Genomic DNA, 14878 nt, shown 5'->3' with positions numbered 1-14878 from the left:
GAGGGTGGTCGTAACTGGATGCAACTGATCGCTCACCCCTGCTTTGCTTTGATCTTGGCCAATTTAATTGCCTGGTACTTCCTTGGATTAAAGCGAGGAATGGCCTCCGCAATTCTGCAAAAGATCACCACTAAATCCATGGAGCCTGCTGGGATCATCATTTTGCTCACGGGGGCTGGTGGGGTATTCAAAGAAATGCTGATCAATACAGGAGCGGGCGAAATGCTCGCCAATTACTTTGCAGAACAAGGTTTACCGCTTTTACTGTTTGCCTTTATTGTAGCAGCTTTAGTACGTATTTTACAAGGTTCTGCAACCGTAGCAATGATAACGGCCGCAGGGGTTACGGCGCCAATCCTCTCTCAAGTTGACGGAGAAATGGACAAAGCCCTTTTGGTAATCGCCATCGCTGCCGGTTCAACTATTCTTTCTCACGTGAACGACAGCGGATTCTGGCTGGTCAGTAAATACCTTGGAATGACCGAGCAGCAAACCTTTAAGAGCTTTACCACCATGACGGTGATACTGGCTTTAGTAGGCTTTACCTTAGTAAGTATCTTATCCTTATTGGTTTAGAATTAGATTGTGGCACAACCTTTGTATGTTAAAGACTTGTTAACTCAAAACAAGCTTTCTCATGCGAAATTCAAGAATTAGACCGGATGTAAATGCCGGTAGCGTAGCCGATATTGCCTTTTTATTGTTGATCTTTTTTCTAGTCTGCACTACCATTAATGTGGAAGAAGGAATAGCAAGAGACCTCCCAAAACCTTGCGCGGACGGTGCACCATGTAATGTAGTTATTGCTCAAAACAACTTATTAACCATTGCATTAGGTGAAAACAACCAACTACTTGTAAATGATATGGTTGAAGATATTTCAAACCTCAAATTCATTTTGGTAGATTTTATAGACAACAACGCCTCAGACAGCTGTGATTACTGTTTAGGTGCTGGGCTTCCGTTGGCTTCAGATCATCCGCAAAAAGCCATGATAAGTATCGAAACGATGCGCAACGCGAGTTACGACAGTTATGTCGCCGTACAAGATGAGATCACTGCTGCCTATTTTGAATTGCGTGTGCGCTATGCTGCGCTACAGTTTGACAAGCCTTTGAACCAACTCAATCCGAAGGAATTAAAGCAAGTAAAAGAAGCTTATCCGTTTCAAATTATGGAATCAAGCTTGTAAAAAGTTTATTCGTAAATTTAAAAGGCCGGTCTATCCGGTCTTTTTTTGTTTTTATCCATTGACAAATCTCAGGTCAATACTGTAAATAATGAGTAGTGCAGATTTTATAGCCAAAGCTAAAGATATACATAGGCGCGTTGTCACTTTAGACACGCATTGTGATATTGATCTGTCCCATTTTACTGCTACAAAGAACTATTCCCAAGACCTCGATACGCAAGTATCACTCCCAAAAATGGCCGCTGGCGGCTTGGATGTTGCCTGGCTGATTGTCTATACACAACAAGGAGAACTTAACACAGCAGGCTATTCCAATGCTTATGATAATGCCCTTGCAAAATTTGAAGCCATACACAGACTGTGTGAACGCTACGCGCCAAATGATATGGCTCTAGCCCTTAGTAGTGAGGATGTAAGGCGTATTCATGCGTTGGGTAAAAAAGTGGTTATGATTGGTATTGAGAACGGCTACCCTATTGGAAACGACCTTAGAAAAATTGAGGGATTTTATGATTTGGGTGGCCGATATATGTCACTTTCTCATAATGGACACAATCAGCTTTGCGACTCTCATACAGGCGAATTAGGTGAGCCTTGGTTGCATAATGGCTTATCCGATTTTGGAAAAGAAGCCATAACCGAACTCAATAAATGCGGGATCATGATCGATGTTTCTCATCTGTCCAAAAAATCTATTCAGGATGTTATCGAATGCTCTAAAACTCCTATCATAGCTTCTCATTCTAGCGCAAGGGCCATATGCGATCATTCCAGAAATCTAGATGATCAGCAACTCCAATGGCTTAAAGACAATGGCGGGGTTATTCAAACAGTAGCATTCAAAAGTTATTTGAATAACTCAAAATACGAGGCCAGACAAAAAGCCGAAATTGCTTTAGTGCAGAGAATAGCATCAGTCATGAATATCTCCTGTTTAACAGAATACCAAGTCATGCAGCTGCCCATGATGCAACGGAGGGCTTATTTTAGAAAGTATGTGAACAATATGCCTCTAGCGCTGCAAAAGCAATTCAACATCAATGATTTACCACCTGCCGTTGATGTGATTGATCTGGTAGACCATATTGATTATATAGTTGATAAAATAGGAGTTGATCATGTCGGGATCAGCAGTGATTTTGACGGCGGCGGAGGAATTGCTGGCTGGGACGATGCTTCTGAAACCTTTAATGTAACCCTAGAACTTGTAAAACGAGGATATACAGAAGCTCAAATCGAGAAACTTTGGAGCGGTAACCTAATGCGGGTTTTGGATGAAGTAAGAGCTTTCTCAATGAAAGATTAACCTAAAATTAGCAAAATTTAATTCTATTATCGAATGGTTTATTTCAATTATCTGCAGTAAATTGACGTTCAACGAATAACGCAAGAATCCTGAAATATTTCGAGTTAGGTTTGGTCATCATATAATACATTGATTGTCAAATACTAACCTCACCCACTTATGTATCTGAAAAATTCCCCCTACAAAGATCAGATCCTTAAGGAAGTACAATTTCCCTATGGAACATTTTACTTCTTAGATCGCATAGTCATTAGTGAAATCAAGCAGGGCGTCAGTTTTACCTATGAAAAGGCCAAGCCCGTCATAGAAACTGCTCTTGAGTTTTATGGAGACGACGCCAAAATTGGCTACGTTTCCAACCGAATAAACAACTACGCCCTAGCGCCTCAAGATTGGCTCAAATTCTTTAGGGAACGCGAAAACATTCACACGGTAGGCATTGTTGCCTACACGCCCATTGGCCTTACCAACATAATCTTAGAGAAGATCTTTATCAGAAGCCGTGTTAAGCGCTTTACGAACTTAGATTTTGCCATTGCTTGGACACGGACTCAAAACAGTATTGCGGCGGAAGGAATCACTACCTAAGGATAAAGAACGCATTTTTTGGTACCTTGAAGTCATGTTTGATCGACTTCTCTTTGGAATGGCCCTCTTAATAATGGCAACTTCCTTCAATCAGCAAGATGATTTTATTCGTCTAGATTCTGTTTCGCCACACTTTTACTACGATATCCGTTATGCAACGGACAACAACTTTGTCGGAGAAGCTGTTTATGACTGCGGAATCTGTCTGCTGCGACCTGAGGCAGCTCAAGCCTTGAACGAGGCCAACGAATACTTTATGTCCTTAGGCTACTGCATTCAACTCTACGATTGCTACAGACCTTATCCCGTTCAAAAGAAACTCTGGGAAAAAGTACCCAACCCAGCCTATGTAGCAAATCCTTATGACGGAGGCTCCATTCACAACCGCGGTGCTGCTGTAGATCTAACTTTGGTTGATTTCAATGGAGATCCTGTAGATTTTGGAACCGATTACGACTACTTTGGCCGAGAAGCCCATATTGATTACATGGAGCACAGTCCTGAGGTTATGGCCAATAGAAAATTGTTGTCAGAAGGTCTGGCTAAATTCGGCTTTAAAGGAATTCGTACCGAATGGTGGCATTTTAGCTATACAAAAAACAGCGGCTATCCGATATCCGAACAGCCGCTGCCCTGTGAAGAATAAACAGGAGTCTAGTTCACAGGATTACCAAATATATCCAGTTCTACTGCATCCAAACCTAACTTCTGAACTTCTGCGTACTGTGTGGCCTTATCGCCCACAACTACATAGATCATTTCTTGTTCTTGGATGTAATCGCCAATGACGGCTTTAAAGTCTTCTAAACTCATATCCATGAGTAGTTTTTGCTCTTGATCAACAAAATCCTTAGATAGCCCGTATTTGGAAATACTTTGTAAGATTCCCAGCTTAGCTCCGAAGGACTCAAAAGCTCTGGTGTTTTGCTTCACTACTTTGTTTTTAGTTAGCTCCACATCAGCCTCTGCAAATCCAGGTCCGTAATCGCGCACCATCTCTTGAATGATCTCCAAGGAAGGCAAGGTAGCATTTGCGCGTACACTGGTACTGATCGTAAATGGAGCAATATCAGCTCGCCCTGGAACTCGTGAATAAGCCCCGTAAGTATATCCTTTGCCAATTCGCAACACTTGGAACAGACGTCCACTAGAACCACCACCTAAAATTTCATTGGCAAAACGAAGCTTAGGAGCATCGGCATCTCCTGATGATAAAGCCATCTTCCCGATGTACAAAACAGATTGCTTAGAGTTAGGAACGTCAATGAAATAGAGTGTGCCCGGCGTACCTGCTGGATTCACAGCCCACTGACTCTCAGCACTTGCGCTTCCGGTCCAACGCTCGCCCAATCCGCTGAGGGCGCTTTCTATTTCAGCTTGGTTCAAATCACCAACAACATGAAAAGAAGCATTTCCTGGTTTGATGTATTGCTCGTAATAAGCCTTTACATCATCTAGGGTGATATTATCCGCAGTCTCTAAAGTACCGTTAGTCGGAATGCTGTAAATATGATCTGGTCCGTAGATGAGCTTGTTAAAATTGATCGCGGCAATGGCAGTTGGATTCGCTTCGCGCCCTTTAAGCCCCGTCTTAAGCTCTTGCATTAAACGGTCAAATTCTGCTTCATCCCAACGAGGTTGCAATAGCATCTCCTCAACCAAAGCCATAGTTTGCTCAAAGTTACGCGCCAAACAGTTTCCACTGATCACCGTTTCTTCCAAGCCTGAGTAGATTCCCAAACTTGAACCCAATAAACCTATGGCCTCTTCCAATTCTGCTGGAGTCTTTAAGGCAGTCCCTTCATTCATGAGATCGGCTGCCAAGGAAGCTAAGCCCGCTTTGTTCATAGGGTCCGTGCGGTGTCCACCAGGAATGGTGATCGTAAAATTGATCAAAGGCAACTCGCTGTTCTCGATCCCGTACGTCTTCATCCCATTCGCCAATGCTCCTTCCCAAACGGTAGGCATAGTAAACAATGGCGCTTCTCCAAAGGCAGGTTCTGAACGATCGTATTTAGAAGGGGTCTTTTCATATTCGGCCTCTTCTCCTTGACCAACCTGCTCGCTATCACTCATTGCGGTGACCTCTTCAATCCAAACCTCTGCCTCGGTAGCTCCACTGATGGCCAATTCTGGATTGTTTCGCGGAACTACACTGGTCATCACGTAATTCTTTCCTTTGATGTACTTTTCATAGGCAGCCATAACCGCATCACGGTCTACCTCTTGATAGTATTTGGTGCGCTTGCTAATGTACCCAGGATCTTGTCCAAACTCATTGTCTTGAACCAATTGGAAGGCTTTATTCAATACAGTCGAAACCCCGTTATACAATTGAGTTTCTAGCTCTGCCTTAATACGTTGCAATTCGTTATCTGTGAAACCATTGGTCTCAAAATCTTGTAAACCGGCATCAATGGCGGCTTTTACGTCATCCAGTGTAACACCTTCATTCGCGCGAACTCGGATCACGAATTCCCCAGCCAATTCTTGGCTATTTTGGTAGGTACCAACATTTGGAGCAAGCTTTCCCTCTTCAACCACTGACTTATATAATGGAGACTTTTTACTTCCGCTCAATAAAGACCCTAAAACGTCTAGAGCGTACATTTCTTCGTTGTAGTCCTCCACTGTAGGGAACACCATGCGCAGCTCAGGCAGTTTCGCAAAGTTGTCTTTAAAGTAGAGCGATTTTGTCTCTGCAAGCGTTACTGGCATTGGCTCCATAGGGCTAACTTCAGGACCTCTCGGAATCTCTCCAAACCACTTTTCAACCAATTCCTTGGTCTCTTCAATATCAATATCTCCTGCAATCACTAAAGAGGCATTGGCCGCTCCGTAGAATTCATTGTAGAATTCCTTCACATCAGCTAAAGTAGCCGCTTGCAAATCTGGCAAAGAACCGATCACAGTCCAGCTGTATGGATGTCCTTCTGGATAGAGGTTTTTTCTGATGATCTCATCCGTATAACCATAAGGCGCATTGTCAACACGTTGACGCTTCTCGTTTTTTACCACTTGCTTTTCACGCTCCAAGGCCGCTTCTGTCACGGTGTTGATCATATAACCAAATCGGTCAGAATCGATCCAAAGAATCTTTTCAAAAGCATCTTTTGGAACCACTTCATAGTAAACAGTCCCATCGCTCCAAGTACCACCGTTTCTACTTCCACCCCATTCTGGGATCATTTTTCTGTTAGCTCCAACGGGGACATTCTCAGAATCGTTAAAGGACATATGCTCAAAGAAATGCGCAAATCCCGTACGGCCTGGCTTTTCTCTATTTGACCCAACATGCATCATTGTGGCTACAGCGACAATGGGATCACTTTTATCTACATGTAAGATGACCTCCAGGCCATTGTCTAAAACAAATTTTTCATAGTCGAGGCTAAACTCGGTCGTGGCCTCAGTGTCTGTAGACTCCTTACAGGCATTGGTAATAAGCGCAAGCGTCAATAGGCTCATAAGAATTCGATATCTCATTGATCGTTAAAATTTTAATGTTTGGTATTCAGCTGATTCCCGGAATCGGAAAAGATGATTTCAAGATAAGACCTTTTGGCCAATCAGAATTTAAAAATAATGCTAAAAAATAGGGGGAATATTCACAGGCCAGTATCTTTGTAAAAAAATATCAAATGACGCTATCCTTGATCCGTATTTTTCGCTGGGTAAGTACTTTAGAAGCCATCTCCTTCCTACTCTTATTGGGAATTGCGATGCCTTTGAAATATATTTGGGATATGCCGCAAGCGGTATCCGTAGTTGGTATGGCACATGGTGTACTGTTTGTAATCTATCTGATCCTTGCTTTCTATGTGGGTGAAAAACTGAATTGGTCGCTCAAAACTTTACTGATCGTGATGTTTTGTTCCGTCCTTCCCTTTGGTCCGTTCTATGCGGAACGCAAATATTTAAAGTAATGCAAGAAACACCTTGGTTACATTGGTTTAGAGATCTTTTTATAGAGCAAGGGATGGGCTCCCAATGGGCTGTCTATCTCAACGCGGCAATTGTCTTGATTGCACTGTTGTTAGTGCTTTTTGTAGTGGATTTTTTATTGCGCAAAAGCATTGTGACGGTATTTAAGATCTTTAGCGACAAGACCAAAACAAGCTTTGACGATTTTCTGTCGGAGAGTAACTTTCCGCGCTTCGTAGCCCATGTAATTCCCGTGCTTACTGTCCGGTATACTGTGGGGCATTTATTTGAAGATCTACCCTTGACACGCGGGATTAGCCTTACTGTGGTTGACGTCTATTCAGTAATTCTAGCAGCTTTGATCTGTCGCTCGGTGCTGCGTTCTTTAAGAGAATACTTAAAGACAAAGCCTTTGTTTAAAGACAAACCTTTAGACAGTTATGTACAGGTAATGATGATCATCATTTGGGTGATATCCATGTTGGTCATTACCTATCGAGTATCTGGGGAGAGCTTTGTAACCCTGACCAGTTTGGGGGCCGTATCGGCGTTATTACTGCTGATCTTTAAGGATACTATTCTCGGTTTTATCGCCAGTATACAGATTACCGTAAATGATATCGTCCGGATTGGAGACTGGATCACTTTCAACAAATACGGAGCCGATGGATATGTGACCGAGATCAACTTAGCGACGGTTCGCGTTCAAAACTTTGACAATACTTACACTACCATTCCCACCTATTCGCTAATCTCTGATTCCTTCCAAAACTGGCGCGGAATGCAAAATTCCGAAGGGAGAAGAATCAAGCGCTCACTACTAATCAAGCAAAATTCAGTACGTTATTTAACTGACGCGGACCTAAAGAATCTGGAGAAGATTCAGCTCATTTCCTCTTATGTTCAGCAACGCAAAAAGACGCATGTTGAATTTAATGAGCAACATGGATATGACAATTCTTTGATCATCAATGGAAGACAACAAACCAATTTGGGAGTGTTTAGAAAGTATATCGATGCCTATTTGCACAAGAACAACGCCATTAATAAGGATTTGTTTTTAATGGTACGTCATCTGCAACCGACTGCTCAGGGGATTCCTGTGGAGGTATACTGTTTTAGTTACGATAAGAATTGGGTAAACTATGAGCATATTCAGGCCGATATCTTTGATCACCTGATTGCTGCGGTCCCCTACTTTGACTTAGAGCTTTACGAATACCCTTCCGGGCATGATTTTAAGGCGGATAAGAATTAATCCGTAAGGTCGTTCAAGCGATCCTCGACGTATTCTACTTTTGTTTTACCGTGAGGAGCAGGTTTGCCATCAGGCCCCATACTTACCATGACAATTTGCTCAATGGTAATGATCACGTCTCGGGTCATTTTGTTACGAACCTCGCAATGCAAGCTCAATGAGGTGCGTCCAAAGTGAATCACCTCTATACCGATCTCCACTATATCACCGGGCTGCGCAGAGCTCACAAAGTTGATCTCTGACATATACTTGGTGACCACTTTGGGATTCTCTAATTGAATGATGGTATACAGCGCCGCTTCTTCATCAATCCATTCTAAAAGTCGGCCTCCAAAGAGGGTTCCATTAGGATTCAGGTCTTCTGGTTTGATCCATTTTCGGGTATGAAATCGCATAGGGTTTAAGGGTTTACCGCAAAGATACAGCTTTGGCGCTGTTAAAATTTGTGAAAACCGTATCTTTAATGTAACAAAATCGGCCCATTTGGGTCTAACACGTGTGATCAAAAAAAAATTAAAAATTATCCGATGAAAATCTTAAAAACACTAAGCATTCTTTTGGTAATGGCTTTAGCCGTTCCAGCACAGGCACAAACTGTCGATGAAATTCTCAACAATTATTTTGAGAATACTGGCGGTGTAGACGCCTGGAATAATTTAGAATCTTTGGAGATGACTGCCATGGCAAACGCTCAAGGCATGGAGATCCCAGTAACCATGATTCAGACCAAAGAAGGAAAAATGTTGCTCAAGATCAACTTCCAAGGGCAGGAGATCGTTCAGCAAGCCTATGATGGGGAAACCATGTGGTCTACAAACTTCATGACTCAGCAACCTGAAAAGGCTGACGCCGAATCTACGGCTAACATGAAATTGCAAACCAAAGACTTCCCTTCTCCTTTTTTGAACTACAAGGAAAAAGGATTCACTGTAGAATTGTTGGGAGAAGAAGTAAAGGAAGGAACTGATTGCTACAAGATCAAATTGACCCAAGAGCCACGTATGGTAGACGGTAAAGAAGTACCAAACGTAAGCTTCTACTACTTTGAAAAAGAAAACTTTGTTCCAATTATGTCAGAAGTTGAGATTCCATCTGGACCAATGGCAGGACAAATGTCTGTTTCTACGATGAGTGATTACCAAGAGGTTGACGGACTTTACTTCCCATTTGATATGGGAATGGGTGGTCAAGCAATCATGATCAAAGACATCAAATTAAACCCAGACCTTGACGATTCAATGTTTGTATTCCCTGGGGATGCAGACAGCGAAGAGGGCGAAGACTAACAATACTTCAAGGCTGTTTAAACGCGTGAGGGAGTTCTTCCCTTAATTGTGCACAGGAAAAGCTATCGGCACAGGCGTTTAAACAGCTTTTTTGCTAACCAATAATCACAACACAAATGAAAAGAATTCTCTTTGCATTGGGCGCTTTGCTATGCATGCCAGCCGTCCAGGCGCAAGACATTGCTTTAAAAGGTAAAGAACTCTTTGGCGACATGCGTGCGCGTCATATCGGACCTGCTCTTATGAGTGGGCGTATCATTGATATGGAGGCACACCCAACAGATCCACGTATCATCTATGCAGGTACTGCAGGTGGTGGAGTTTGGAAATCGTCAGACGGGGCTGCGACCTTCTCTCCTATTTTTGACGACCACGCACAGTCTATCGGTAGTGTTGCCGTAGACCCGAAGAATCCAGACCAAGTGATCTGGGTAGGAACTGGTGAAATCTGGACCCGTAATTCGGTTTCTGTTGGAGATGGACTCTACAAGTCTACCGACGGAGGAACAAACTGGGATAAGATCGGTTTTGAAAAATCAGAACGCATTGCTTCTATTGTAATCAACCCAGACAACACAGACGTTGTTTATGTTGGTGTTTTGGGAGCACTATGGAGCGACAGCGACGAGCGTGGTGTTTACAAGACCACAGACGGCGGTAAAACCTGGGACAAGATCCTTTATGTAGATCAAACCACAGGTGCTGCAGATGTAATTATGGACCCTGAAAATCCTAACGTACTCTATGCTTCTATGTGGGAGTTCAGACGTTCGGGATGGGGATTCAGTTCTGGTGGAGCCAACAGTGCTTTGTATAAGTCAACAGACGCTGGAGCCACTTGGAATAAGATTCACAACGGATTCCCTGCTGGAGATCTTGGGCGCATTGCTGTAGCGGTTGCCCCTAGTGACAACAGCATCCTTTACGCGGTATTAGAGACGGAAGACAAATCCAAGAACGGTTTGTGGAAGTCTACAGACGCTGGAGCGAGTTGGGAACACCTAAACAACGACTTTGGACTGACTGTACGTCCATTTTACTTCTCTAGAATTACTATTGACCCACGCGACCCGGATGTGGTTGTAAAAGGAGGTTTGAGTGGTTCTATCAGCCGTGATGGTGGAAAGACCTTCAAGTCTTTAGGAAATATGCACAGTGATATCCACGATGTGATCTTCCACATTAATGATAGTGATATTATGTATTCCGGAACTGACGGTGGTGTTTACCGCTCTTGGAATGGAGGAACTACTTTTGAGATCGTAGAGAATTTACCGCTTTCTCAATTCTATCAGATCAGCGTTGACGACGCAGAACCGTACAATGTATACGGTGGATTGCAGGACAACGGATCTTGGTGGGGACCTAACTCTTCTCCGGGAGGAGTGAACGCACGTGACTGGAACAGTGTTGGAGCCGGAGACGGTTTCCGCGTATTGAAGCACCCTACTAAGAACATCATCTACTCAGAGATGCAAGGAGCTGAGAACGTTTGGCGTTATGATGTAGACAAAAACCGTACGCGTACCGTTCAGCCTCGTCCTAAAAAAGGAGATCCTGATCTGCGATTCAACTGGAATGCTCCAATGGCGGTTAGTGCACACCAACCGGACCGTTTCTATATGGGAAGCCAGTTTGTTCACCGTTCTGAGGATATGGGAGACACTTGGGAGATCATTTCTCCGGATTTGACTACCAATGACCCTGCTAAGCAAGATCAGTCTCAATCTGGAGGACTATCCATTGACAACTCCGGAGCAGAAAACCACACCACTATCTTTACCATCGCAGAATCTCCTTTGAATGAGAAGGTGCTTTGGGTAGGTACAGATGACGGAAATGTACAAGTGACCCGTGATGGTGGAAAGAACTGGGAGAACGTAACTCCTAATTTGGTGGGTGTTCCTGCCAACACTTGGGTATATCACATTGAAGCTAGTGTACATGGAGAAGGAACTGCTTATGCAGTCTTTGACGGTCACACTACTGGTGATATGAATGCTTACGCCTTAAAGACAACAGATTACGGAAAGACTTGGACCAATATCATTTCTGATGATGTAGTTGGATTTGTGCGTAACATCCAAGAAGACTACGAAAGTGAGAACCTCTTGTTCTTAGGAACTGAGTTTGGACTTTACGTTACTATTGACGGTGGAAAGAACTGGTCTCAGTTTACCAACAATATGCCTCCAGTAGCCGTTCACTTCATTGATATGCAAAAGCAGACCAATGACTTGGTTATGGGAACTCACGGACGTGGTGTGATCATCATTGATGATATTTCGCCACTGCGTGAATTGAGTCAGGATGTACTGAATAAAGACGTACACTTCTTTGCTTCTGAGCCAACTATTATGGTTGAGGAAAGCGGATTTAGTGGAAGCTTTGGTGGAGAAACCCAATTTGTTGGGCAGAACTCCCCTACTTCAGCGCGCATTGTTTACTACTTGAAAAAGCGTCACACTTTTGGGAAGATGACCATGGAAGTTCAGGATATGGACGGAAACGTGATCTCTACGCTTGGACCAGGTAAATCTAAAGGAATCAATGTGGTTTATTGGAACTACACCTCTGCCCAACCTAAGGTTGCTGAAGCCAAGACCTTGAGTTTTGGTGGATTTACGTCTCCACGTGTTTCTGCTGGGAAATACAAAGTTGTGTTGACCAAGAAGAACGATGTATACGAGTCTGTGATCGAGCTTAAATACGATCCAAATTCATTGACTACCCTTGACGAGCGCAAGCAACAAGAAGAGATGACTAAGACACTTTACGACATGGTTGAGGATATGGCTTATGTAGTTTACACTATGAACGAGACCATGGACTATGCAGCAAGCGTAATGGAGTCTAATCCTAAAGCTAAGAAGACTGCTCAGAAGCTTCACGATGCCCTTACGGCCTTGATGAAAGACATGGTAGTGACTACTGGAGACAACTATGTAGCCTCTGCAGAGCCTGAACTTCGTGAGAAGATGACCGAGCTTTACAGCAATGTTGCTACTAATTTTGATGGAGTGAGCGCTTCTGATTTGGCCAGCTTTGAGCTGATCAATACAGAATATCAAGCAGCCCTTGGACGCTTAACTGCCATTATGGACAAGGAAGGCAAGAAGTTCAACAGCTTCCTGGCTAAAAATGACCTCCCTGAGGTAACACTAAAAAGTAAAGAAGAGTTCTTAGGGAACTAAGATTCAGACTACCAATACTTTAAGGGCTTCTTCGGAAGCCCTTTTTTGTTGATTAAACTGTTTATAACTGAACTCTATCGACCCAAAGAACGAAAATTCTTATCGTAACTTTATTAAAACCTTTCTGTTATGGATGATAGAGACGAGCAATTATTAGCTCTCAGACCTCAGATCCCCTCGGCCAGAATTCTGGATTCAATGAGCGCCGAAGAGTATTTTCAAAACAGCACCCTCCGCCCTATTGCCAAGCTTCAAAACGATCTGCTTTTGGATATGTTTCGCAACTATGTGCGCAAACACAAAAACGTGTTTTACGAACTCTCCGTAGAAAAGCGCATGGATTATATTGAGAATGCGATCCACAAGGACATGAAGTTCCGTAATGCCCTAAAGGGTATGATCATTGGTCAATTCACTATTGAGGAATATCGACTGTACACCTTGCATTCCAGCGCCCTCAACAAACGCATGATGAATATTGTCAAGGAACGCCTTAAAAGTCAGTTGCAGGTCTTAGAATATCAGTACGCGTACTAGACTGCCCACAATTATGCTTAAGGCAAAACTCATCAGGGTACCTATGAGCACGTATTCGGTTTGCTTTCTGGTATTTCCTGATTTGGAATCTCCAAAGCGTAAAATAGACTTTGCGCCAATCAAAAAGCCAATGGCGCCAAAATTGTCTGTAAGAATGAGGGTTAAGATGAGTATGCGTTCAAAGATTCCAATAACCCTACCTGCACTTTCCAGGCTGTTTAAGGCTTCATCTGCCGCAATTTCTTCTTGCCATCTCTTAGTGGCTTTTCCAATGATAAAGCCCACAGGGAAAATAACAATCAAATAAGCCGCCAATACTGCCAAGAAGGAAGTGTTTGTGCTCAATTCTGATAGCAATTCTGGAAATGATGTAGCAGCGGGGTTCAAATACCACCAAGCCGCTACCAATACGAGCAAATGAAACATTTGATCCAACAAAAACACCCTTAAATTATCCTCCTTTTTATTGAGCTTCCAAAGATCAATAAAGAAATGAGTGACCGTAACCACTATCGGCACTGAGAAACTGGTCCATTGTTGTAGTAAAAGGTAGGTGAGAATACCCGCGAGCAAGGCGTGTAAATATAAAAACCAGGATTTGGCCTTTTTAGCTTGCTTATGAACCACAGCAGCCTTGGTCTGAAACACAAAGTCAGTCAAGACATGAGCTAACAGCAATTGTACTCCTATTAATACCGACTCATTCATGATCCAAAGTATTGATTACACTTTCAAAACGTTTTAAAAGGCCTTGTATTTCTTGCCAGGATGCCGCTTTTTTACGCAAATTTATCGCGGCCTGACTGCGTTCTAAAGTGTCTGCGATCTCTTGCTCTTTAAAGCCTTTTAGTAGATAATAGATCACTTCTGATGAAGCAACTGACCATCTATCGGTCACGTTGTCTAAAAAGGCAAAAGTCGTGTCAAATTCGTCATTGACGCTTCCTTCTCCACATATGAATTGTGTTTTTCTGCCCAAAGATTTCATGCCGTCTAATAGACGTCCGGAACGTTGGTAAGCCTCGCCATTGGCCGTATGTGTTTGTGCTTCCGGAAAATCTCCAGTCCCAACACCAATAGCTATACGCACATCGCCCACTGGGATCACCGCCTTAGAGATCATGGGATCTAACTGTGCTTTGGTCACTGTGGCTTTAAGGCGTAAAGCAATGCGCAAGGCATGTTCAGAACTTTTAAGAACTCCTTGAAAGCTATCTCCTCGGAACATATCAAAGTGAACTTGTCTTGGATAATCTTGCTCCAAAACTTTAAATTCCTTTTGGAGTTCCTCTAAGATAAACGCCAAGGTCTTCTTGTCATACTTGGTTGAGTCGATTAAATCTGCTGTAATAACGGCAATCATCATTTCAAAATTTGCAGAGCTGCTGCCCTATTTATAAGCTAAAGTACTTATAATTTTTAAATATAAGCTATTTGACTTATAATTTGTTCTTATAAGCCTTTTAGCTTATAATAAAGATTCCCCGTTTAAATCTGTAGTCAGCACCTCACTCATATAATCAAAATAAGGGCGTAAAAGCTCAAAATGATAAAGCACCTTCTCGCCAAAGTCTGGAGCTAAAACCTCTTTGT

14 protein-coding genes and 1 pseudogene are annotated in these 14878 nt (G+C 42.9%); 10 read left to right on the top strand and 5 right to left on the bottom strand.

Annotation, left to right across the window (positions count from 1 at the left end; genetic code table 11):
* From HRT75_RS11680 to HRT75_RS11660, 5 genes are all read left to right on the top strand, one after another.
* Positions 1 to 576: DUF401 family protein (locus HRT75_RS11680; protein ID WP_366665063.1), on the top strand; the 576-nt coding region annotated here is incomplete at its 5' end.
* 61 nt (positions 577 to 637) lie between these two features.
* Positions 638 to 1192, top strand: a complete 555-nt coding sequence (locus HRT75_RS11675) for a biopolymer transporter ExbD (protein ID WP_291186854.1) — start codon at positions 638 to 640, stop codon at positions 1190 to 1192.
* An 88-nt stretch (positions 1193 to 1280) separates the two neighbouring features.
* Complete coding sequence (locus HRT75_RS11670; RefSeq protein ID WP_291186851.1) at positions 1281 to 2498, top strand: dipeptidase; 1218 nt, start codon at positions 1281 to 1283, stop codon at positions 2496 to 2498.
* 159 nt (positions 2499 to 2657) lie between these two features.
* Positions 2658 to 3086, top strand: coding sequence for a hypothetical protein (locus HRT75_RS11665; RefSeq protein ID WP_291186847.1), 429 nt, complete (start codon positions 2658 to 2660; stop codon positions 3084 to 3086).
* Positions 3087 to 3120: 34 nt separating this feature from the next.
* On the top strand, positions 3121 to 3732 hold the full coding sequence (locus HRT75_RS11660; RefSeq protein ID WP_291186844.1) for a M15 family metallopeptidase: 612 nt from the start codon (positions 3121 to 3123) through the stop codon (positions 3730 to 3732).
* Between the two features lie 8 nt (positions 3733 to 3740).
* On the opposite strand, the gene HRT75_RS11655 is transcribed toward HRT75_RS11660, so the two are convergent.
* Positions 3741 to 6572: a pitrilysin family protein gene (locus HRT75_RS11655; protein ID WP_291186841.1), complete on the bottom strand. Its 2832-nt coding sequence runs from the start codon at positions 6570 to 6572 to the stop codon at positions 3741 to 3743.
* A gap of 155 nt (positions 6573 to 6727) precedes the next feature.
* On the opposite strand from HRT75_RS11655, the gene HRT75_RS11650 reads away from it, so the two are divergent.
* On the top strand, positions 6728 to 7012 hold the full coding sequence (locus HRT75_RS11650; RefSeq protein ID WP_291186838.1) for a DUF3817 domain-containing protein: 285 nt from the start codon (positions 6728 to 6730) through the stop codon (positions 7010 to 7012).
* The gene (locus HRT75_RS11645; RefSeq protein WP_291186836.1) at positions 7012 to 8268 is read left to right on the top strand and encodes a mechanosensitive ion channel domain-containing protein; all 1257 of its coding nucleotides are present in this window, start codon (positions 7012 to 7014) and stop codon (positions 8266 to 8268) included. Before HRT75_RS11650 ends, HRT75_RS11645 begins: the two co-directional genes overlap by 1 nt.
* On the opposite strand, the gene HRT75_RS11640 is transcribed toward HRT75_RS11645, so the two are convergent.
* Positions 8265 to 8663, bottom strand: coding sequence for a hotdog domain-containing protein (locus tag HRT75_RS11640; protein WP_291186834.1), 399 nt, complete (start codon positions 8661 to 8663; stop codon positions 8265 to 8267). The two genes, HRT75_RS11645 and HRT75_RS11640, sit on opposite strands and share 4 nt — an antisense overlap.
* Positions 8664 to 8795: 132 nt before the next feature.
* Between HRT75_RS11640 and HRT75_RS11635 the strand changes: the two genes are divergently transcribed.
* The 3 genes from HRT75_RS11635 to HRT75_RS11625 all read left to right on the top strand — a co-directional run bounded on the left by HRT75_RS11635 (position 8796) and on the right by HRT75_RS11625 (position 13285).
* Positions 8796 to 9554, top strand: a complete 759-nt coding sequence (locus HRT75_RS11635) for an outer membrane lipoprotein-sorting protein (RefSeq protein ID WP_291186831.1) — start codon at positions 8796 to 8798, stop codon at positions 9552 to 9554.
* Between the two features lie 116 nt (positions 9555 to 9670).
* Complete coding sequence (locus HRT75_RS11630) at positions 9671 to 12748, top strand: hypothetical protein (RefSeq protein WP_291186827.1); 3078 nt, start codon at positions 9671 to 9673, stop codon at positions 12746 to 12748.
* A gap of 129 nt (positions 12749 to 12877) precedes the next feature.
* Entirely contained in the window at positions 12878 to 13285 is a 408-nt protein-coding gene (locus HRT75_RS11625) for a glyoxalase (RefSeq protein ID WP_272832512.1), read from the top strand.
* On the opposite strand, the gene HRT75_RS11620 is transcribed toward HRT75_RS11625, so the two are convergent.
* The 3 genes and pseudogenes from HRT75_RS11620 to HRT75_RS11610 form a co-directional block, all read right to left on the bottom strand.
* Entirely contained in the window at positions 13262 to 13993 is a 732-nt protein-coding gene (locus HRT75_RS11620; protein ID WP_291186822.1) for a DUF3307 domain-containing protein, read from the bottom strand. The genes HRT75_RS11625 and HRT75_RS11620 overlap by 24 nt on opposite strands.
* Positions 13986 to 14651 (bottom strand): hypothetical protein, encoded by a 666-nt coding sequence (locus HRT75_RS11615; protein WP_291186819.1) that lies wholly within the window; start codon positions 14649 to 14651, stop codon positions 13986 to 13988. Before HRT75_RS11615 ends, HRT75_RS11620 begins: the two co-directional genes overlap by 8 nt.
* Positions 14652 to 14753: 102 nt before the next feature.
* Positions 14754 to 14878, bottom strand: a pseudogene (locus HRT75_RS11610) (TIGR02453 family protein); the annotation flags it as partial.

It is taken from the genome of Gilvibacter sp. (genome assembly GCF_013214815.1).
Classification (GTDB): Bacteria; Bacteroidota; Bacteroidia; order Flavobacteriales; family Flavobacteriaceae; genus Gilvibacter.
The sequence above is the reverse complement of the archived record's forward strand: the minus strand, read 5'-3'. Positions and strand labels throughout refer to the sequence as shown.

What these genes read in the sequence shown, in the direction of transcription:
- HRT75_RS11630 (WP_291186827.1), top strand. Translation starts at nt 9,671, where the DNA reads ATGAAAAGAATTCTCTTTGCATTGGGCGCTTTGCTATGCATGCCAGCC.
- HRT75_RS11670 (WP_291186851.1), top strand. Translation starts at nt 1,281, where the DNA reads ATGAGTAGTGCAGATTTTATAGCCAAAGCTAAAGATATACATAGGCGC.
- HRT75_RS11625 (WP_272832512.1), top strand. Translation starts at nt 12,878, where the DNA reads ATGGATGATAGAGACGAGCAATTATTAGCTCTCAGACCTCAGATCCCC.
- HRT75_RS11620 (WP_291186822.1), bottom strand. Translation starts at nt 13,993, where the DNA reads ATGAATGAGTCGGTATTAATAGGAGTACAATTGCTGTTAGCTCATGTC.
- HRT75_RS11635 (WP_291186831.1), top strand. Translation starts at nt 8,796, where the DNA reads ATGAAAATCTTAAAAACACTAAGCATTCTTTTGGTAATGGCTTTAGCC.
- HRT75_RS11650 (WP_291186838.1), top strand. Translation starts at nt 6,728, where the DNA reads ATGACGCTATCCTTGATCCGTATTTTTCGCTGGGTAAGTACTTTAGAA.
- HRT75_RS11675 (WP_291186854.1), top strand. Translation starts at nt 638, where the DNA reads ATGCGAAATTCAAGAATTAGACCGGATGTAAATGCCGGTAGCGTAGCC.
- HRT75_RS11640 (WP_291186834.1), bottom strand. Translation starts at nt 8,663, where the DNA reads ATGCGATTTCATACCCGAAAATGGATCAAACCAGAAGACCTGAATCCT.
- HRT75_RS11665 (WP_291186847.1), top strand. Translation starts at nt 2,658, where the DNA reads ATGTATCTGAAAAATTCCCCCTACAAAGATCAGATCCTTAAGGAAGTA.
- HRT75_RS11660 (WP_291186844.1), top strand. Translation starts at nt 3,121, where the DNA reads ATGTTTGATCGACTTCTCTTTGGAATGGCCCTCTTAATAATGGCAACT.
- HRT75_RS11615 (WP_291186819.1), bottom strand. Translation starts at nt 14,651, where the DNA reads ATGATGATTGCCGTTATTACAGCAGATTTAATCGACTCAACCAAGTAT.
- HRT75_RS11655 (WP_291186841.1), bottom strand. Translation starts at nt 6,572, where the DNA reads ATGAGATATCGAATTCTTATGAGCCTATTGACGCTTGCGCTTATTACC.
- HRT75_RS11645 (WP_291186836.1), top strand. Translation starts at nt 7,012, where the DNA reads ATGCAAGAAACACCTTGGTTACATTGGTTTAGAGATCTTTTTATAGAG.